This is a genomic window from Nonomuraea sp. NPDC005501 (assembly GCF_040605905.1).
In the GTDB taxonomy this organism is placed as follows: domain Bacteria; phylum Actinomycetota; class Actinomycetes; order Streptosporangiales; family Streptosporangiaceae; genus Nonomuraea.
Genome location: NZ_JBEXDT010000064.1, coordinates 25,116 through 39,084, shown reverse-complemented (window position 1 = coordinate 39,084; position 13,969 = coordinate 25,116). Strand labels below are relative to the sequence as shown.

The window sequence follows — 13,969 nt, the reverse complement described above, 5'->3', positions numbered from 1 at the left end:
CGGCCGGCCTGGGAAAACGCTGTCCAGAAGCGGAAAGTTTCAGAGAGGGCTGCCGAGGACGTTCAGCCCTGGTACGGCGGGGCGACGCCCCAGCCCCAGTGGGGCATGGGCGCTTCCAGGGGCGGCGTCGCGGCGGGCTGGGAGTTGGACAGCGCGATGCGGGTCCCCCACTCGATGTAGGACGCGAACGCGGAGCGGAACTCCGGATCGGCGGGCAGGCCGACCTCGTCGGCGGCGTCCATGAGCAGGCTCACCCAGCGGCGGCGCTGCGCCTCGGTGATCGCCTTGCCCAGGTGCTGCCGGACCATGTGGTGGTAGCCGCCGCGTTCCTGGCTGTAGCGCTCCGGGCCGCGGAACACCTCGCCCAGCCAGATGGCGACCCACTTGGGGTGGTCGGGGGACATGTGCTCGAACAGCGGGCGGAGCAGGTCGTCCTTCAGGACGTTGGTGTAGAAGACTTCCGTGAGGCGCTCCAGGGCCTCGGTGCCGCCCGCCCAGTCGTACATCGTCGGGACGGACGAGCCGACGCCGAGTATGGGCGTGCGCTCGTAGTGCCGCATCTCCTCGATCATGCCGACGTAGGGGCGGATCGCCGCCAGGAACCCGGGGAACAGTTCACTGTTCCGGAATCCCCGCGTGTGGTCCTCGGCCGAGGACCACGTGATCCGCAGTATGTAGCAGACAGGCTCATCCACGCAGCGGCTGAGCTCGTAGTCCACACACTGCGGGGCCTTCGCGAGGAAGACGGCGGCTTTGCCGTAGGCCTCCTCGAAGTCGACCGACCGCTCATCAGGGATGCGGTAACGGATGTACTCCACGATCATGACGGCGTTCCTCTCAGCGGGTCGCGCAAGCGAGCTAGAACGTAGCCGCAAGCCAGTCGTAGTGTAATCGTGTAATCAACGCAAAGGATCAAACTCCTCCTCTTCCACCCGCGGCCGGTCCGCCGACGCTGTTCACCTGGTACGTCATCCGCCGGACCGGCCCCCTCGCCGAGGAGTCGGCCGGCAGCGAAAGCGCAGGTCAGGCACAGCCTCGGCTTTGCGATCATTCGGCGGACGAAACTGATCTTGCGCCGGTAATCTTCCCTGCGTCGTTCGCCGGACGCCCGGGAGATACCACATTGCCCCGGGCGAGCCGGGGACGTCTTCATCAACACGATCAAGATGAGGAATGCTCGTGATCCGACGCTCCAGGGCGCTGTTACCCGCAGCGGCCATCCTGCTGGCCTGCGCCGTCGTGCAGCCCGCCGCCGCGGACGGCGCCTCCACCGGCGGACCCGTCATCATCCGGCCGGTCTCGGGCACCAGCCCGCTGCCCGCGGACTGCGGGCCTCCCCCGGCCGACGGCTACACCCTGAACCCCAACACCGAGGTCCTGCCCATGCTGGGGCGGGACCCGAACCGTCCGCAACACCTCGTCACGGTGTACCAGCAGGATCGCTGGAACCGGTACGGCAGCAACGGCGCGGTCACCGCCGTGTCGGACGACTACGGCCTGACCTGGCAGCAGTCCAAGAACCTGCCCGCCTTCTCCCGGTGCAACGGTGGCACGAGCGCCAACGGCGGGGACTACGACGTCACGACGGACAACTGGGTCACGGTCACGCCATCAGGTGCCGCGGTGGCCGCGTCCTTGTCGATGTCCCGCGCCGGGGACGTGACCGCCATCCTGGTGGCCCGCTCCGGCGACGGCGGCCGGACCTGGGACGCGCCGACCACCCTGCAGCGGGACGACAACCCGCGCTTCTTCAACGACCGCCCGTCGGTGACCGCGGACCCGTACCGCCCGGGCGTGGTCTACGCGGTGTGGGACCGCATCGACGACCAGTCGACCAGCACCACGCCGAACTGGGTACAGCCGGTCTACCTGGCCAAGTCGACCGACGACGGGCGCACCTGGACCACGAGCAAGGTCTACGACGTGCCCACCAACAGCGGCGTCATCGGCACCCAGCTGGTGCCGCTCCCGGACGGGACGCTGCTGATCGGCATGCACCACGAGACGATCGACGCCGGCTCCACCCAGGTCATCCGTTCGACCGACGGCGGCAAGACCTGGTCGGCGCCGACGCTGAACGTCCCGGCCCCGCTCGCGGTGGGCCCCCGCATCCCGGACCCGGACAACTCGGGTGACCCGGTACGCAACGCCGCCCTGCCTCAGCTGGCCGCCCAACCGGGCACCCAGGTGGTCAACGCCGTCTGGCAGAGCCAGGAGGCCGACGGCAGCTTCCACGTGGCCTACTCGCGCTCGGCGAACGGCGGGCGGACGTGGTCCACCCCGATCCGCCTGGACAGGACGCCCACCGGTTCCGCCGCCGTACCGGTCGTCGCCACGTCCAGGACGGGCACCGTGGCGGTCACGTACTACGACTTCCGCAACAACACGCCCGACCCGGCCACCCTGCCCACCGACCTGTGGGCCGTCACCTGCTCGACCGCCTGCACGAAGCCGGGGGCATGGCGCGAGCAGCACATCGAGGGGCCGTTCGACACGCGGAAGGTCCCGTTGACCAGCGTGGGGCGCCTGCTCGGTGACTACACCGGCCTCGTCCCGGCCGGCAACGCCTTCACGGCCGTGTACGGCGTCTCCACCGGTGACGCCGCCAACCCGGTGGACCTGCACAGCGCCCGCTTCTCCGGCTGAGCGGTCGTACGCCGCCGGCGGGGCCCGGCCGGGCCGGGCCCCGCCCGTCAAAAGGAGACCGTCTTCTTGGGGAAGGCGGCGCTCAGCGCGGACCCGCGGGTGATGAAGGCGACGCCGATCAGGGCCGGCGCGGACAGACCCTGGAGCACGGCGTACCACGCTGGGCAGAGGCCGGGGATCAGGTCGACGCCGATGATCACGACCGGCATGATGGTGGACAGCGTGCGCACGCGGTCGAAAGCCTTGTACGACCCCTCCGCCGCGCGGAAGAGCATGACGCACTTCTTCACCGTGGTGAAGGCTTCCTGGGCGCGGGCGTCGCCGATGCGCTCCGTCGCGGTCGTGATGTCGCCGGCGTTCGCCATGATCCTGCTCCTTCGTGTCGCTGTGCTAGCGATGCTATGGAGCGCCTGGCCAGGCCCATATGGGCCTGGCCGTACGGGTGGGTGGGGCCAGACCCACTCCTGGGCCGGTGACGACCGCTTCGGAGCGTCGGCGTCAGCCGGTCTTGCCGGCCAGCAGGAACACTCTCGGGAAGCCGCGCTTCGGGTCCTGATTCCCGGGGAAGATCAGGCGGCCGGTCTCGATGATGTCCCGCTCGCGGAGCATGGCGGAGATCATGTCGGTGGACCATCGGTAGGCCAGCGAGACGACGTGGTCGTACGGCTCGGCGGGTTGCGACGGGTCGTCGGTCGCCGAGAAGGAGAGCAGCAGGTGCCCGCCGGGTGCGAGGACGCGGGCGAACTCGTCGAACAGCTCGTGCACCCGTTCCGGTGGTGTGTGGATGATCGAGTAGTGGCTGAAGACGCCACCGACGACGGCGTCCGCCAGGTCCAGCGAGAACATGGACCCCACCTCGAACCGGAGGCCGGGATGCTCCTGACGGGCCTGTTCGATCATCCCCGGCGACAGGTCGATCCCGAACGCGGTGACTCCCCTTGTGTGGAGGTAGGCCGTGTAGTGTCCTGGCCCGCACCCCAGATCGGCGATCGGCCCGGCGCCCGTCGCCTTCACCAGGTCGGCGAAGGTGTCGATGAGGGCCCGGTCCAGCGGCTGTTCCGCGAGAGGATCGCGGAACAGCTCGCTGTACTCGGCCGCCCTCGCGGTGTAGGCGTCACGGGTCGTTTCGACGAAGCCGGCTTGGGTCATGGTGGATCAAAATAGCCCACCCCGGCTGGGACTCAGCCGATGTACGGCAGGCCGGTGCCGCGCGGGCGGAGCGCGAGGCCTGGAAGGCCCCACGGCCGCAGGCTAACCTGATGATCTATGACCTTGGAGGCGTTGCGCGACGGGGATCCACGCCTGGCCGGGCCGTACGTCCTGCTGGCCCGACTGGGCGAGGGCGGGATGGGCGCCGTCTACCTGGGTCAGGGACCGGACGGCACGCGGGTGGCCGTCAAGCTCATCCACCACAGGATGAGCGCGGATGCCGACTTCCGCCGCCGCTTCGCCCGCGAGGTCGCCGCCGCCCGGCGAGTCGCCCGCTTCTGCACGGCCCCGGTGTTGGACGCCGACGTCGAGGGCGAGACGGCCTACCTGGTCACCGAGTACGTCGAGGGGCCGAACCTCGAGGACGCCGTGCGCCGCTCGGGGCCGCTGAAGGGCTCGGCGCTGGACGGGCTGGCGGTGTCCATGGCGGTGGCGCTGCGGGCCATCCACGGGGCAGGGGTGGTGCACCGCGACCTCAAGCCGGCCAACGTGCTGCTGTCCCAGGTGGGGCCCAAGGTCATCGACTTCGGCATCGCGCGCCTCGCCGACGCGGAGATGAGCAGCGCGATCGTGGGGACGCCGGCGTACATGTCCCCCGAGCAGGTCTCCGGTTCGCAGGTGGGTCCCGCGTCGGACATCTTCTCGTGGGGCTCCACGCTGGCCTTCGCCGCGGCCGGGGCGTCGCCCTTCGGTTCCGGCTCGGTGCCCACGATCCTCCTCCGCATCGTCAACGAGCCCCCCGCCCTGGACGGGCTCTCCGGCCAGTTGCACGACCTGGTCGCGGCCGCCCTGGTCAAGAAGCCCGCCGACCGCCCCACCGCCCAGGACATCCTGGACCACCTCAGCACGTCCATCCCGTTGCCCGCCGCTCCCGCGAGCGAGGCGGAGGGGGGCGCCGAGCGGGTCCACCTGACACAGCCACCCCGGTTCTCCTCCCCCGGGACCGCGCCGGCGCAAGCGGCGGGCGTCGTGGACGCGGGGACGGACCCGGTGGCGGATGGACGCGGTCGGGGCGTCGGCCCGTCGCGCAAGTGGGTGGCCGGGGCGGCCGCCGTGGTCGTCGCGGCGGCCGGGGTGGTGGCGTTCGCGTCGCAGGGGAAGGGCTCTCCCACCGGCGTCCGGGACCCGGCGGCCAGTGGTACCTCTGGGACGGGGGACGCGGCATCGCCGGCGGCCTCTCGGCCCACCGCCGCACGCAACCCGCTGCGCGCCGGGCAGGACGTCCGGTTCTACGCCCCGCCCGAGCCGGCGGCCAGCCGCCAGGCGAGGCTCTGGGCCGAGGACCGACCGCGGGACGCCGAGCTCATGACGAAACTGGCCGCCATCCCCTACGCCATCCGCCTCGGCGATTCCGAGGTCCGGGCCAAGGTGGACAACGCCGTCACGGGCGCCGGACAGCAGGACGCGGTGCCCGTGTTCCTGATCAACCACCTGCCGGGCAGCGAGTGCCGCCCGGCCGCCTCCACGGAACTCACCGCCTACCACGACTGGATCAAGGGCATAGCCGCCCAGATCGGCGACGCGCGGGCAGCGGTCATCCTGGAGCCCGGCAGCCTGGCCAAGATGCCCGGCACGCCGGACTGCGACCCCCAGGGCTCCCCTGACCAGCGCTACAGGGACCTGCGCCAGGCCGTCCAGACCCTCAAGTCCCACCCCAACACCGCCGTCTACCTCGACGGCAGCCAGGACCTCTGGCCCGGCACCGAGCTCATGGCCGACCGCCTGATCGGCGCGAGCATCGACCGGGCGGACGGCTTCTTCGTCAACACGGCCGGCTACCAGAGCACCGAGAAGTCGGTCGCGTACGGCAAGAAGCTGTCGAGCTGCATCGCCGTCCGGCTCGCCACCGGCCGCAAGGGCTGTCCCATGGATGTGAAGGCGGACCCGGCCACCATGCCGCACTTCGTCGTCGACACCGGCAGGAACGGCCAGGGCTCCTGGGCTCCGACCAGGCACTACTCCGACCCGCAGACCTGGTGCAACCCGCCGGGCAGGGGCGTCGGCGACCGGCCGACCACGGCGACGGGCGAGGAACTGGTGGACGCCTACCTGTGGATCGCGCGGGCGGGCACGTCCGGAGGCCGATGCCGGCGTGGCACTGACGGCGAGAAGGACCCGGAGCGCGGCGTCGTGTCGCCGGAGGCGGGCGAGTGGTGGCCCGAGCTGGCCCTCGAACGGGCCAAACTGGCCAACCCGCCATTGCGGTGAGGTTTCGCCCATAAGGCACCACACCGGTGCTGTCGCCGGGCGCGGACGCCGGTACGTAGAATCCGCCGGCCAACTCCTTGATCACGAAGACGCGAGGTTCGCGGGCGGGCGGCCGGGCTTCCTGATAGGGAGGAGGCGTGGAGTTCCGCATCATGGGCCCGCTGGAGGTCCGCGACACCGACGGCAAGGACTGCACCCCGACCGTGCCCAAGCATCGCGATCTGTTGGCGATGTTCCTGCTCAACGCGGGCCGGCCGCTGACGGCCGAGCGGCTGCGCAGGCTGCTGTGGCCGCACGAGGACGGCGACCGGTCCGACTCCCTCGTCCGCGGGTATGTGGGACAGCTCCGGCGGCTGATCGGGCACGGGACGATCACGACCGTGTCCGGCGCGTACCTGCTGAACCTCGGCGACGGGCAGCTCGACGTCGACCGGTTCCGGCTGCTGGTGGACCGGGGCGCGTACGAGGAGGCGCTGACCCTGTGGCGCGGCGAGGCGCTCGACGACGTGGATCCCGAGGGCGAGCGGTGGGTGGAGACCCGGCGGCTGCGAGAGGAACTGGAGGAGCTGCGGCTGCTCGCGCTGGAGCGCCGGGTGCAGGCCGACCTGGACGCCGGGCGCCATCGCGAGCTGCTGGCCGAGCTGCGCCGGCTGACAAGGCAGCACCCGATGTGGCAGCGCTTTCGCGGCCAGTACATGCTGGCGCTCTACCGCAGCGGGCGCCGGGTGGACGCGCTGGCCGCGTACGCGGTGCTGCGCGACCAGCTCGACGGCGGCCACGCCATCGAGCCGGACCCGGAGCTGCAACTGCTCTACCACCGCATGTTGCACGACGACGCCTCGCTGCACGTGTCGGCCGGTCCGCCGGTGCTGCTGCCGCCCGACGTGGCCGACTTCACCGGCCGGGCCGAGCTGCTGAAGGAGGTGACCGGCGGCCTCGTCGTGGTGCACGGGCAAGCGGGGGCAGGCAAGTCGGCGCTGGCCGTGCACGCGGCATGGCGGCGGCGCCCCGACTTCCCCGACGGCATCCTGTACGCCGACCTGCGCGAGACCACGGCCCCGGCGGCCGTGCTGGAGGACTTCCTGCGCTGGCTCGGCTGCCCGGCCCAGGCGATCCCGGCTGCGCCGGAGCAGCGCGAGCGGCTGTTTCGCACCTACACCGCCAACCGCAAGCTCCTGGTGGTGCTGGACAACGCCGCCGCCGAGGCGCAGGTGCGGCCGCTGTTGACCTCGTGCCCGACCATCGTCACCAGCCGTTCCCCGCTGGGCGGCCTGCTCGGCGCGCGGCGGCTGCCGGTGGGCGTGCTGGACGACGGGGAGGCGCTGGAGCTGCTGGTCAAGAGCTCGGGCCAGGCGGCGGACGGCGCCCTGCGGCGGTTAGCGCGCTTCTGCGGCGGCCTGCCGATCGCCTTGCGCATCGCGGGTTCCCGGCTGGCGGCCCGCCCCGAGTGGACCGCCGACTATCTGGTGGGTCTGCTGGAGGACGAGCACCAGCGGCTCGACCGGCTGCACGCGGGCGACCTGACGGTGCGCAGCGTGTTCGCGATCGGCTTCGACGGGCTGCCGGAGGCGGCGAGGCTGACGTTGCGCGGGCTGGGCGCGCTGTCCGCGCCGGACTTCGCCGACTGGGTGACCGAGCTGTTCGGCGGGCAGGCGGAGGCGCTGGTGGACGCGGGACTGCTGGAGACGCACGGCGTGGACGTGGCCGGGCAGGTGCGCTACCGGCTGCACGACCTGACCCGGCTGTTCGCGCGCGAGCAGCCGGTGCCGGGGGCGTTGGCGAAGCTGGCGGACAAGGCGCTGTCGCGCGTGCAGGCGTCGCGGTTCTCACTGGTGTCGGGAGATCCGGCCACGGCCGTGGCGACCAGGGACATCAGGGAGTCGGTCGAGTGGCTGGCGGCCGAGCGGGCGTTCCTGGTGAGCCTGGTCGCCGACCTGAGCGCCGCCGGGCTGGACGGCGCCTGCTGGCGGCTGGCCCACCTGCTGGCCCCCTACCTGGAGCGGCACCGGTTCCTGGACGACTGGCGGGCCCTGGCGGGCCCCGCGATGGAGGCGGCGCGGCGGGCGGGCGACAGCCTGGGCGAGGCGCTCATCCTGCTGGACCAGGGCGACCTGCACCTGGCTCAGCGCGACTGGCAGGGGGCGGAGGAGCGGCTTCGGCTGGCGCTCGAGATGTTCGAGAGCCGGGGAAGCGCCCGCGAGGTCGCGCACGTCATGCGCCGGCTGGGCCGCGTACACCTGGAGCTGGGCCGCCTGGAGGAGGCGGAGCGGGCGCTGCTGGCCTGCCTGGAGAGGGCGGAGAACCAGCGTGACGCCGCCGACGCCGAGCAGGTGCTCGGCGTCATGTTGCGCCGCTCGGGCCGGCTGGACGAGGCCGCCGACCGGCTGCTGGCCGCCGTCGGTCGCCTGGCCGAGCTCGGCGACCGGCACCGGCAGGCCGACACGCTGCTGGAGCTGTCGGCGGTACACCTGGCGCAGGGCGCGAAGCCGGACGCGCGTGCCGCCGCCGAGCGGGCCCGAAGCATCGCCGTACGGCTCGGCGACCGGCTGCTCGACGCACATGCCCTGCTGGCCCTGGCGAAGGTCAACCGGGCGGAGGGCGCGGCCGTACGCTCGCGCGAGCTGGCCCGGGCGGCGCTGGAGGTCTTCGAGGAGACCGGCGACCGCCAGGGCAACGCGAACGCCCGGTCCCTGCTGGCGCTGCTCTGAACGGCTCAGGCAGGGGAGAGTTCGGAAGGTGCTCCGAACCACCGGGTCAGCGCGTTGTCCAGCGTCTTCGAGGTGTCCGGGGCGCCTGACGCCCAGGCGACGATCCCGTCGGGCCGGACCAGGAGGCCCGTGAGGTCGGGACGGTCAGGACAGGTCGTCGCGACGACGCGGATCCGGTCGCCGTAGCCTTCGGCGTGCCGGCCGAGTGCCGCGTCGCCGCCTGTCAGGTCGAGGAGCAGGGCCTGGCCGCCGTGGAGGAGGTCGGCCAGCTTGCCGACGCCGGTGAGCTCGAGGTCAGGCGCCGTGCGGCCGGCCAACGGGTGGTCGCCGTCGAGGTCGTAGTGCTGCCATACGCCGGAGAGCTTCTTGGCGAAGTAGGTGGTTCCGGTCAGCGTCCTGGCCAGGTCGGTCACGATGTCACGCAGGGCCTGTGCGTGCGGTTCGGGACGCATCAGCGCGATCTGGGCCCGGGTCCAGTCCAGGACCCACGCGCCGATGGGATGCCGCTCGGCGGTGTAGGAGTCGAGCAACCCCACGGGCGCCCAGCCGCGAATCGCGGCGGCGAGCTTCCAGCCGAGGTTCATCGCGTCCCCGATGCCAAGGTTGAGCCCTTGGCCACCGAAGGGCGAGTGGACGTGCGCCGCGTCGCCCGCCAGCAGCACCCGCCCCATTCGGTAGGTGGTGGCTTGGCGGGCGTTGTCGGTGAACCGGGTGGCCGTGTGGACGGCGGTGATCGTGACGTCGACCCCGGAAACCCGGCGCAGGGCCGCCTGGAGCTCCCCTGTGGTGATCGGCGCGTCCCGGTCGGCGGGTGGCCCGCCGAACTGCACGGTGAGGATACGGCCTGGTATCGGGCCGTGGACGTAGACGCCGGTGTCGGTGCGGTTCCAGCCCATGCCCAGGTCTTCGGCGCCCTCCATCTCGACCAGCGCCTGGTGGCCGGTGATCTCCGGGTCCGTGCCGGGGAACTGGAACCCGGCCAGTCTGCGGACCGTGCTGCGGCCGCCGTCGCAGCCCACGAGCCAGGCGGCGCGGATCGGACCCTTGCCGGTGTGGACGGTGATCCCCTCGGCGTCCTGGTCGAACCCGGTGAGCTCCACCCCGCGCCGCACCTCGACGCCGAGGGCCGACGCACGGTCGCCGAGCAGGCGCTCCAGCTCGGATTGGGGCACCAGCGAAACGTTCGCCGCGGGGCCGTGGCCGGCGAAGTCGGGATCGGACGTGTCGAGCATGTCGTCGTGCAGCATGATGCCGGCGAAGTGGCCGAGAACCTTCGGGCCGGATTTCCCGGGAGTTCCGCCCGCACCCGGCCGCATGAACCGCGCGAAGACCTCCCGCTGCGTCTCCGCCGCCGCGGGCAGCAGCCCGCGGCGGTAGAGCGCCTCGGCGGTCGGCAGGGTGATCGAACCCGCCTTGATCGTCGTGTCCACCTCGGTCAGCCGCTCGACGACGATCACCGACACTCCGGCCAGCCGAAGCTCGCAGGCGAGCATCAGTCCGACGGGACCTGCCCCTGCCACCACCACATCGAAGTCCATGACTTCACTATAGTCACTAAAATCTTTTACTCGCTAAACTGGAATCGTGAACCACGATCCCGCCCCCCTCACGCTGCGCGAGCGCAAGAAGCGCCAGACACGGCAGCGGATCTCCGACGTGGCGTCGATGCTCTTCTTCGAGCGCGGCTTCGACAACGTCACGGTCGCCGAGGTGGCGGAAGCCGCTGACGTCTCCGCTATGACGGTCTTCAACCACTTCCCCCGCAAGGAGGACCTCTTCCTCGACCGGCTTCCCGAGGCCGCGGAGCTGATCACGCAAGCCGTCCGGGGACGCCAGGAGGGCGAGTCCCCGCTCGTCCCGCTGCGCCGCATGCTGCTGGAGCTCATGGACCAGCGGCATCCGCTGTCGGGCCTGCACGACGACTTCCCGCACTTCTGGCGGGTCGTGCTGGCGGCGCCGTCGCTGCGGGCGCGGGCCAGGGAGGCCGTGGAGGAGATGGAGGACACCATGGCCTCTCTCCTCGCGGAGGCCGCCGGGGTCGAGCCCGGCGACTCCCGGGCCAGGCTGGCGGCGGCGCTGACCGTCGCGGCCTGTCGCACGATCTACGTCACCACAGCCGCGCGGCTGCTGGCGGGCGAACGCGCCGACGACATCGCCGACGAGCAGCGAGCACTGGCCGTGCGTGCCTTCGACGGCCTGGAACGGGCGCTTCCCGACGGCCTGTGACGGCACCCCGATCGGGGCCGGCCGGGAGAGGGCCGGTCAGGAGCCGCTGATCAGCGGACCGTGCCCGGCACGTCCCTGGGGCGGGCGCGCCATCGCCAGGACGCTACCTACGCCTAGGACGGCCCGCGAGTGACCGTGAGCGACCGGTGATTGGCCGCCCTCAATGGCACGCTAATGGCCGGGCGATCAAGCTCTGGACTGCGGCGGTTGCTGGCGGATCTTTGGACTTCGGCCCGTATTACGGCAACAACCTCGCCGCGCTCCGGGACCGACTGCGTACCGATGTGAAGCGACCCGTGAAGTTGGTATGGACTCGTTGGCAGAAAAGAAAGGGCAACCTGGGCGCCGATCTCTTCGACAAGGTCCGCCGACTCCTCGACGAACTCAGGCACAAGACGTGGCATGGGGCCTGCGCGATCACTGCACCTTCGAATTACGCACCGCCCACACCTGCCCAACTGAGCATCCCAGAGCCGGAGCGGCCCCGCCGGAGGCTGGTCTTGCGGTGCGGAGGGACCCCCGTCACAATTCTGGAATGCTGTCGAGAATGCCCGCTGCGCACAAGGTTCTCTTAGGCGTATGTGGACTGCTGGGAGTGCTCTATCTCGCAAGGTGGCTCAGCGGCGCCGAGGTGTACGTGCGTGGGCCGTTCTTCTGGCTCCTTCTGGCGGTCAAGGTGACCGCGGTTGCTCTGGCAGCAAAAGCCTCATTCGAGGGGATTCGGCGGTCTCGTCGGGGCGATTATTCTGAGCCACCCATCTCGGCAGAGCCGGTTGATGGTCCTCGGCGGCGGCAGCTTCAGAGCTCCGTGGGTATCGGCTTCTTGGCTTTTCCGCTCTTCTCCTCCATCGTCTACATGTTCGCAGCAACTGATGGCGGTGATCCCCACACCACCGGTCCGCTTGACCTGGCTGCGTATGCCTCCACCGGTGTCATGTTCGCCGCGCTTGTCGCGATGCTCGTCTGGATGCACTTCATGGGTATGCGGTAGGACAGACCTCCACCGGGATGGCTGGAGATATCCCGGCGACTGCCGCATCCCCGGCGCCCAACTGCGCTTCACCGACCGCGACGGACACCGCTTCACGTGTCTCGCCACCAACACCAAGCGCGGCCAACTCGCCGACCTGGAACTACGCCACAGCCGCCGCAACAGATGCGAGGACCGCATCCGCTCTGCCAAGGACACCGGCCTGGCCAACCTGCCCCCTGCACGACACCCACGCCCGCCGCTACGAACCCAAACGCCTACGGCGTCGTTGATCCTGCGGAAGAGTTGCTCGGCCCGTCTCACCCGTCCTGCGTCCAGACCTTCAGCGACAAAGCGCTCAACTAGCTCAATAAGCCGCTGCTGCTCCACGAGTGCGCCAGCGAGGTCACCGTCGCCAAGGCGTACCGACTCCTCAAGGCGATTCTGTCCACAGCTGTGGATGACCAGCTCATCAAACGCAACCACTGCCGGATCAAAGGCGCAGACCAGGAGAAGTCACCCGAACGACCGGTGCTCACAGTCGCCCAGGTCTACCGCCTCGTCGACGTCATCGAACACCGATACCGCACCCTCCTACTCCTCGGCACGTTCGCCGGCCTGCGATGGGACGAACTCACCGGACTCCGGCGCCGCGACCTCGACCTCGACGCAGGCACAGTCAAAGTTGAACACCAATTGATCCAGATCACCGGCAAGGGTCTGATCTTCACCGATCCCAGGTCCGCGGGCCGCAAGGTACGGGCGGCTTGGCTGCGAAAAGAGGAGGCGACAGAAGGAGGCCGATGTCAGGATGGTCGCCGTGTGCCCGATACGGAAGGAACTGAGGGCCATGCCTAGCGCCATCACTTTGATCCGCTCCGCTTCTCTGTCCGACGTCGCCGAGTACGCTTACGCAGCCACGGCGCCTGCCGAGTCACGACTCATCTTCCTCGCCGGAGCGTGTCCCCTGAACGAGGACGGCTCGACGGCAGCGATTGGGGACTACGCGGGCCAAGCAGCGAAAGCCATTGAGAACATGCAGGCGGCTCTCACTGCCGCTGGCGCATCATTGCACGACGTCATCAGCACAAGGGTTCTCGTCGCGTCCACCCGGCAGAAGGATTTGGGGGCTGTCTGGAAGGTAGTCCGGGACTCATTCGGTGACCACGACGTACCGAGCACCTTGATGGGCGTCACCGTGCTTGGTTACGACGACCAGCTCGTTGAGATCGAAGCCGTCGCCGCCGTACTTGATTCCTAAGCGGTAAGGCCGCGTCTGGACGGCGGCGTGACCATGGCCGGGCCTCATGGTCCAGGCGGCGCGGCTGGCGTACGGCAACGGCCAGAAGTCACCCGAACGGCCCGTCCTCACCGTGGCCCAGGCATACCGGCTCGTCAACGTCATCGAACACCGCTACCGCGCCCTGGTCCTCCTCGGCACGTTCGCCAGCCTGCGATAGGGCGAACTGGCTGGACTCCGGCGCCGAGACCTGGACCTCGACAGTGCATCGAGGGCGGACGGGTGTTGCTCGCCCATTACGTGGGACCGAAGGGCGAGCGGCACTGGCCTCTGCCGGGCGGAAAGGTCGAGCACGGTGAGGATCCATTCGACGCGGTCATCCCGGAGGTGGCTGAGGAGACCGGCTGTGACGGGGTGGTCGAACGCCTACTTGGTGTGGATTCGAAAGTGATTTCCGCGGCCGACCGCCTAACACCCGGCCTGCCCGGACACCAGAACGTCGGCATCTTCTACCGCGTTGGTATTACTGGTGGCCCGCTCCGGCCTGAGCCAAACGGCGAAACTGCCGACTCGGCCTGGACCCTGATTCCCGACGTTGCACGCCTCCGCCGATCATCGTTGGTCGATGTCCGCCTCGCTCTAACACAGACCCTTCCAGCAACCGGCCACGTCGATCCCGTCCTGGTCGGCGGTTTGATCCAGCTCTGAGCGTCTTCATCTAGAGCGGCGGCGGCCGTCTTGGACGGCTTGCAGGACGAGGAT

At 70.2% G+C, this 13,969-nt stretch carries 14 protein-coding genes and 1 pseudogene; 11 read left to right on the top strand and 4 right to left on the bottom strand.

Annotation, left to right across the window (positions count from 1 at the left end):
• Window positions 1–62: 62 nt before the first annotated feature.
• Window positions 63–824, bottom strand: coding sequence for an antibiotic biosynthesis monooxygenase (locus ABZS51_RS27575; protein WP_355446702.1), 762 nt, complete (start codon window positions 822–824; stop codon window positions 63–65).
• A gap of 355 nt (window positions 825–1,179) precedes the next feature.
• Here ABZS51_RS27575 and ABZS51_RS27570 point away from each other — a divergent pair, with 355 nt between their 5' ends.
• A complete protein-coding gene (locus ABZS51_RS27570; protein WP_355446699.1) occupies window positions 1,180–2,646 on the top strand; it encodes a sialidase family protein in 1,467 nt (488 codons plus the stop codon).
• A 47-nt stretch (window positions 2,647–2,693) separates the two neighbouring features.
• Here ABZS51_RS27570 and ABZS51_RS27565 read toward each other — a convergent pair whose 3' ends face one another.
• Both ABZS51_RS27565 and ABZS51_RS27560 read right to left on the bottom strand, forming a co-directional pair.
• The gene (locus ABZS51_RS27565) at window positions 2,694–3,011 is read right to left on the bottom strand and encodes a hypothetical protein (protein ID WP_355446696.1); all 318 of its coding nucleotides are present in this window, start codon (window positions 3,009–3,011) and stop codon (window positions 2,694–2,696) included.
• A gap of 133 nt (window positions 3,012–3,144) precedes the next feature.
• Window positions 3,145–3,795, bottom strand: a complete 651-nt coding sequence (locus ABZS51_RS27560) for a class I SAM-dependent methyltransferase (RefSeq protein ID WP_355446693.1) — start codon at window positions 3,793–3,795, stop codon at window positions 3,145–3,147.
• A 117-nt stretch (window positions 3,796–3,912) separates the two neighbouring features.
• Between ABZS51_RS27560 and ABZS51_RS27555 the strand changes: the two genes are divergently transcribed.
• Together ABZS51_RS27555 and ABZS51_RS27550 are read left to right on the top strand one after the other, a co-directional pair.
• The gene (locus ABZS51_RS27555; RefSeq protein WP_355446690.1) at window positions 3,913–6,063 is read left to right on the top strand and encodes a glycoside hydrolase family 6 protein; all 2,151 of its coding nucleotides are present in this window, start codon (window positions 3,913–3,915) and stop codon (window positions 6,061–6,063) included.
• 137 nt (window positions 6,064–6,200) lie between these two features.
• The gene (locus ABZS51_RS27550; RefSeq protein ID WP_355446687.1) at window positions 6,201–8,771 is read left to right on the top strand and encodes a BTAD domain-containing putative transcriptional regulator; all 2,571 of its coding nucleotides are present in this window, start codon (window positions 6,201–6,203) and stop codon (window positions 8,769–8,771) included.
• A 5-nt stretch (window positions 8,772–8,776) separates the two neighbouring features.
• Here ABZS51_RS27550 and ABZS51_RS27545 read toward each other — a convergent pair whose 3' ends face one another.
• Window positions 8,777–10,309: an FAD-dependent monooxygenase gene (locus ABZS51_RS27545; RefSeq protein ID WP_355446684.1), complete on the bottom strand. Its 1,533-nt coding sequence runs from the start codon at window positions 10,307–10,309 to the stop codon at window positions 8,777–8,779.
• Window positions 10,310–10,355: 46 nt separating this feature from the next.
• On the opposite strand from ABZS51_RS27545, the gene ABZS51_RS27540 reads away from it, so the two are divergent.
• The 8 genes and pseudogenes from ABZS51_RS27540 to ABZS51_RS27505 all read left to right on the top strand — a co-directional run bounded on the left by ABZS51_RS27540 (window position 10,356) and on the right by ABZS51_RS27505 (window position 13,915).
• Window positions 10,356–10,997, top strand: coding sequence for a TetR/AcrR family transcriptional regulator (locus tag ABZS51_RS27540; RefSeq protein WP_355446681.1), 642 nt, complete (start codon window positions 10,356–10,358; stop codon window positions 10,995–10,997).
• Between the two features lie 146 nt (window positions 10,998–11,143).
• Window positions 11,144–11,572: a barstar family protein gene (locus ABZS51_RS27535; RefSeq protein ID WP_355446678.1), complete on the top strand. Its 429-nt coding sequence runs from the start codon at window positions 11,144–11,146 to the stop codon at window positions 11,570–11,572.
• Window positions 11,533–11,988 carry a hypothetical protein gene (locus tag ABZS51_RS27530; protein ID WP_355446739.1) on the top strand — a complete coding sequence of 152 codons (456 nt, stop codon included), beginning with the start codon at window positions 11,533–11,535 and terminating at the stop codon, window positions 11,986–11,988. The genes ABZS51_RS27535 and ABZS51_RS27530 overlap by 40 nt, the downstream gene beginning before the upstream one ends.
• A 49-nt stretch (window positions 11,989–12,037) precedes the next feature.
• A pseudogene (locus ABZS51_RS27525) lies at window positions 12,038–12,205 on the top strand (IS1380 family transposase); the annotation flags it as partial.
• Window positions 12,206–12,423: 218 nt separating this feature from the next.
• Entirely contained in the window at window positions 12,424–12,825 is a 402-nt protein-coding gene (locus tag ABZS51_RS27520; protein WP_355446737.1) for a hypothetical protein, read from the top strand.
• Window positions 12,818–13,228, top strand: coding sequence for a Rid family hydrolase (locus ABZS51_RS27515; RefSeq protein WP_355446675.1), 411 nt, complete (start codon window positions 12,818–12,820; stop codon window positions 13,226–13,228). Before ABZS51_RS27520 ends, ABZS51_RS27515 begins: the two co-directional genes overlap by 8 nt.
• A 46-nt stretch (window positions 13,229–13,274) precedes the next feature.
• Window positions 13,275–13,427, top strand: coding sequence for a hypothetical protein (locus tag ABZS51_RS27510; RefSeq protein ID WP_355446672.1), 153 nt, complete (start codon window positions 13,275–13,277; stop codon window positions 13,425–13,427).
• 62 nt (window positions 13,428–13,489) lie between these two features.
• Window positions 13,490–13,915 carry an NUDIX domain-containing protein gene (locus ABZS51_RS27505; protein WP_355446669.1) on the top strand — a complete coding sequence of 142 codons (426 nt, stop codon included), beginning with the start codon at window positions 13,490–13,492 and terminating at the stop codon, window positions 13,913–13,915.
• Window positions 13,916–13,969 lie beyond the last annotated feature (54 nt).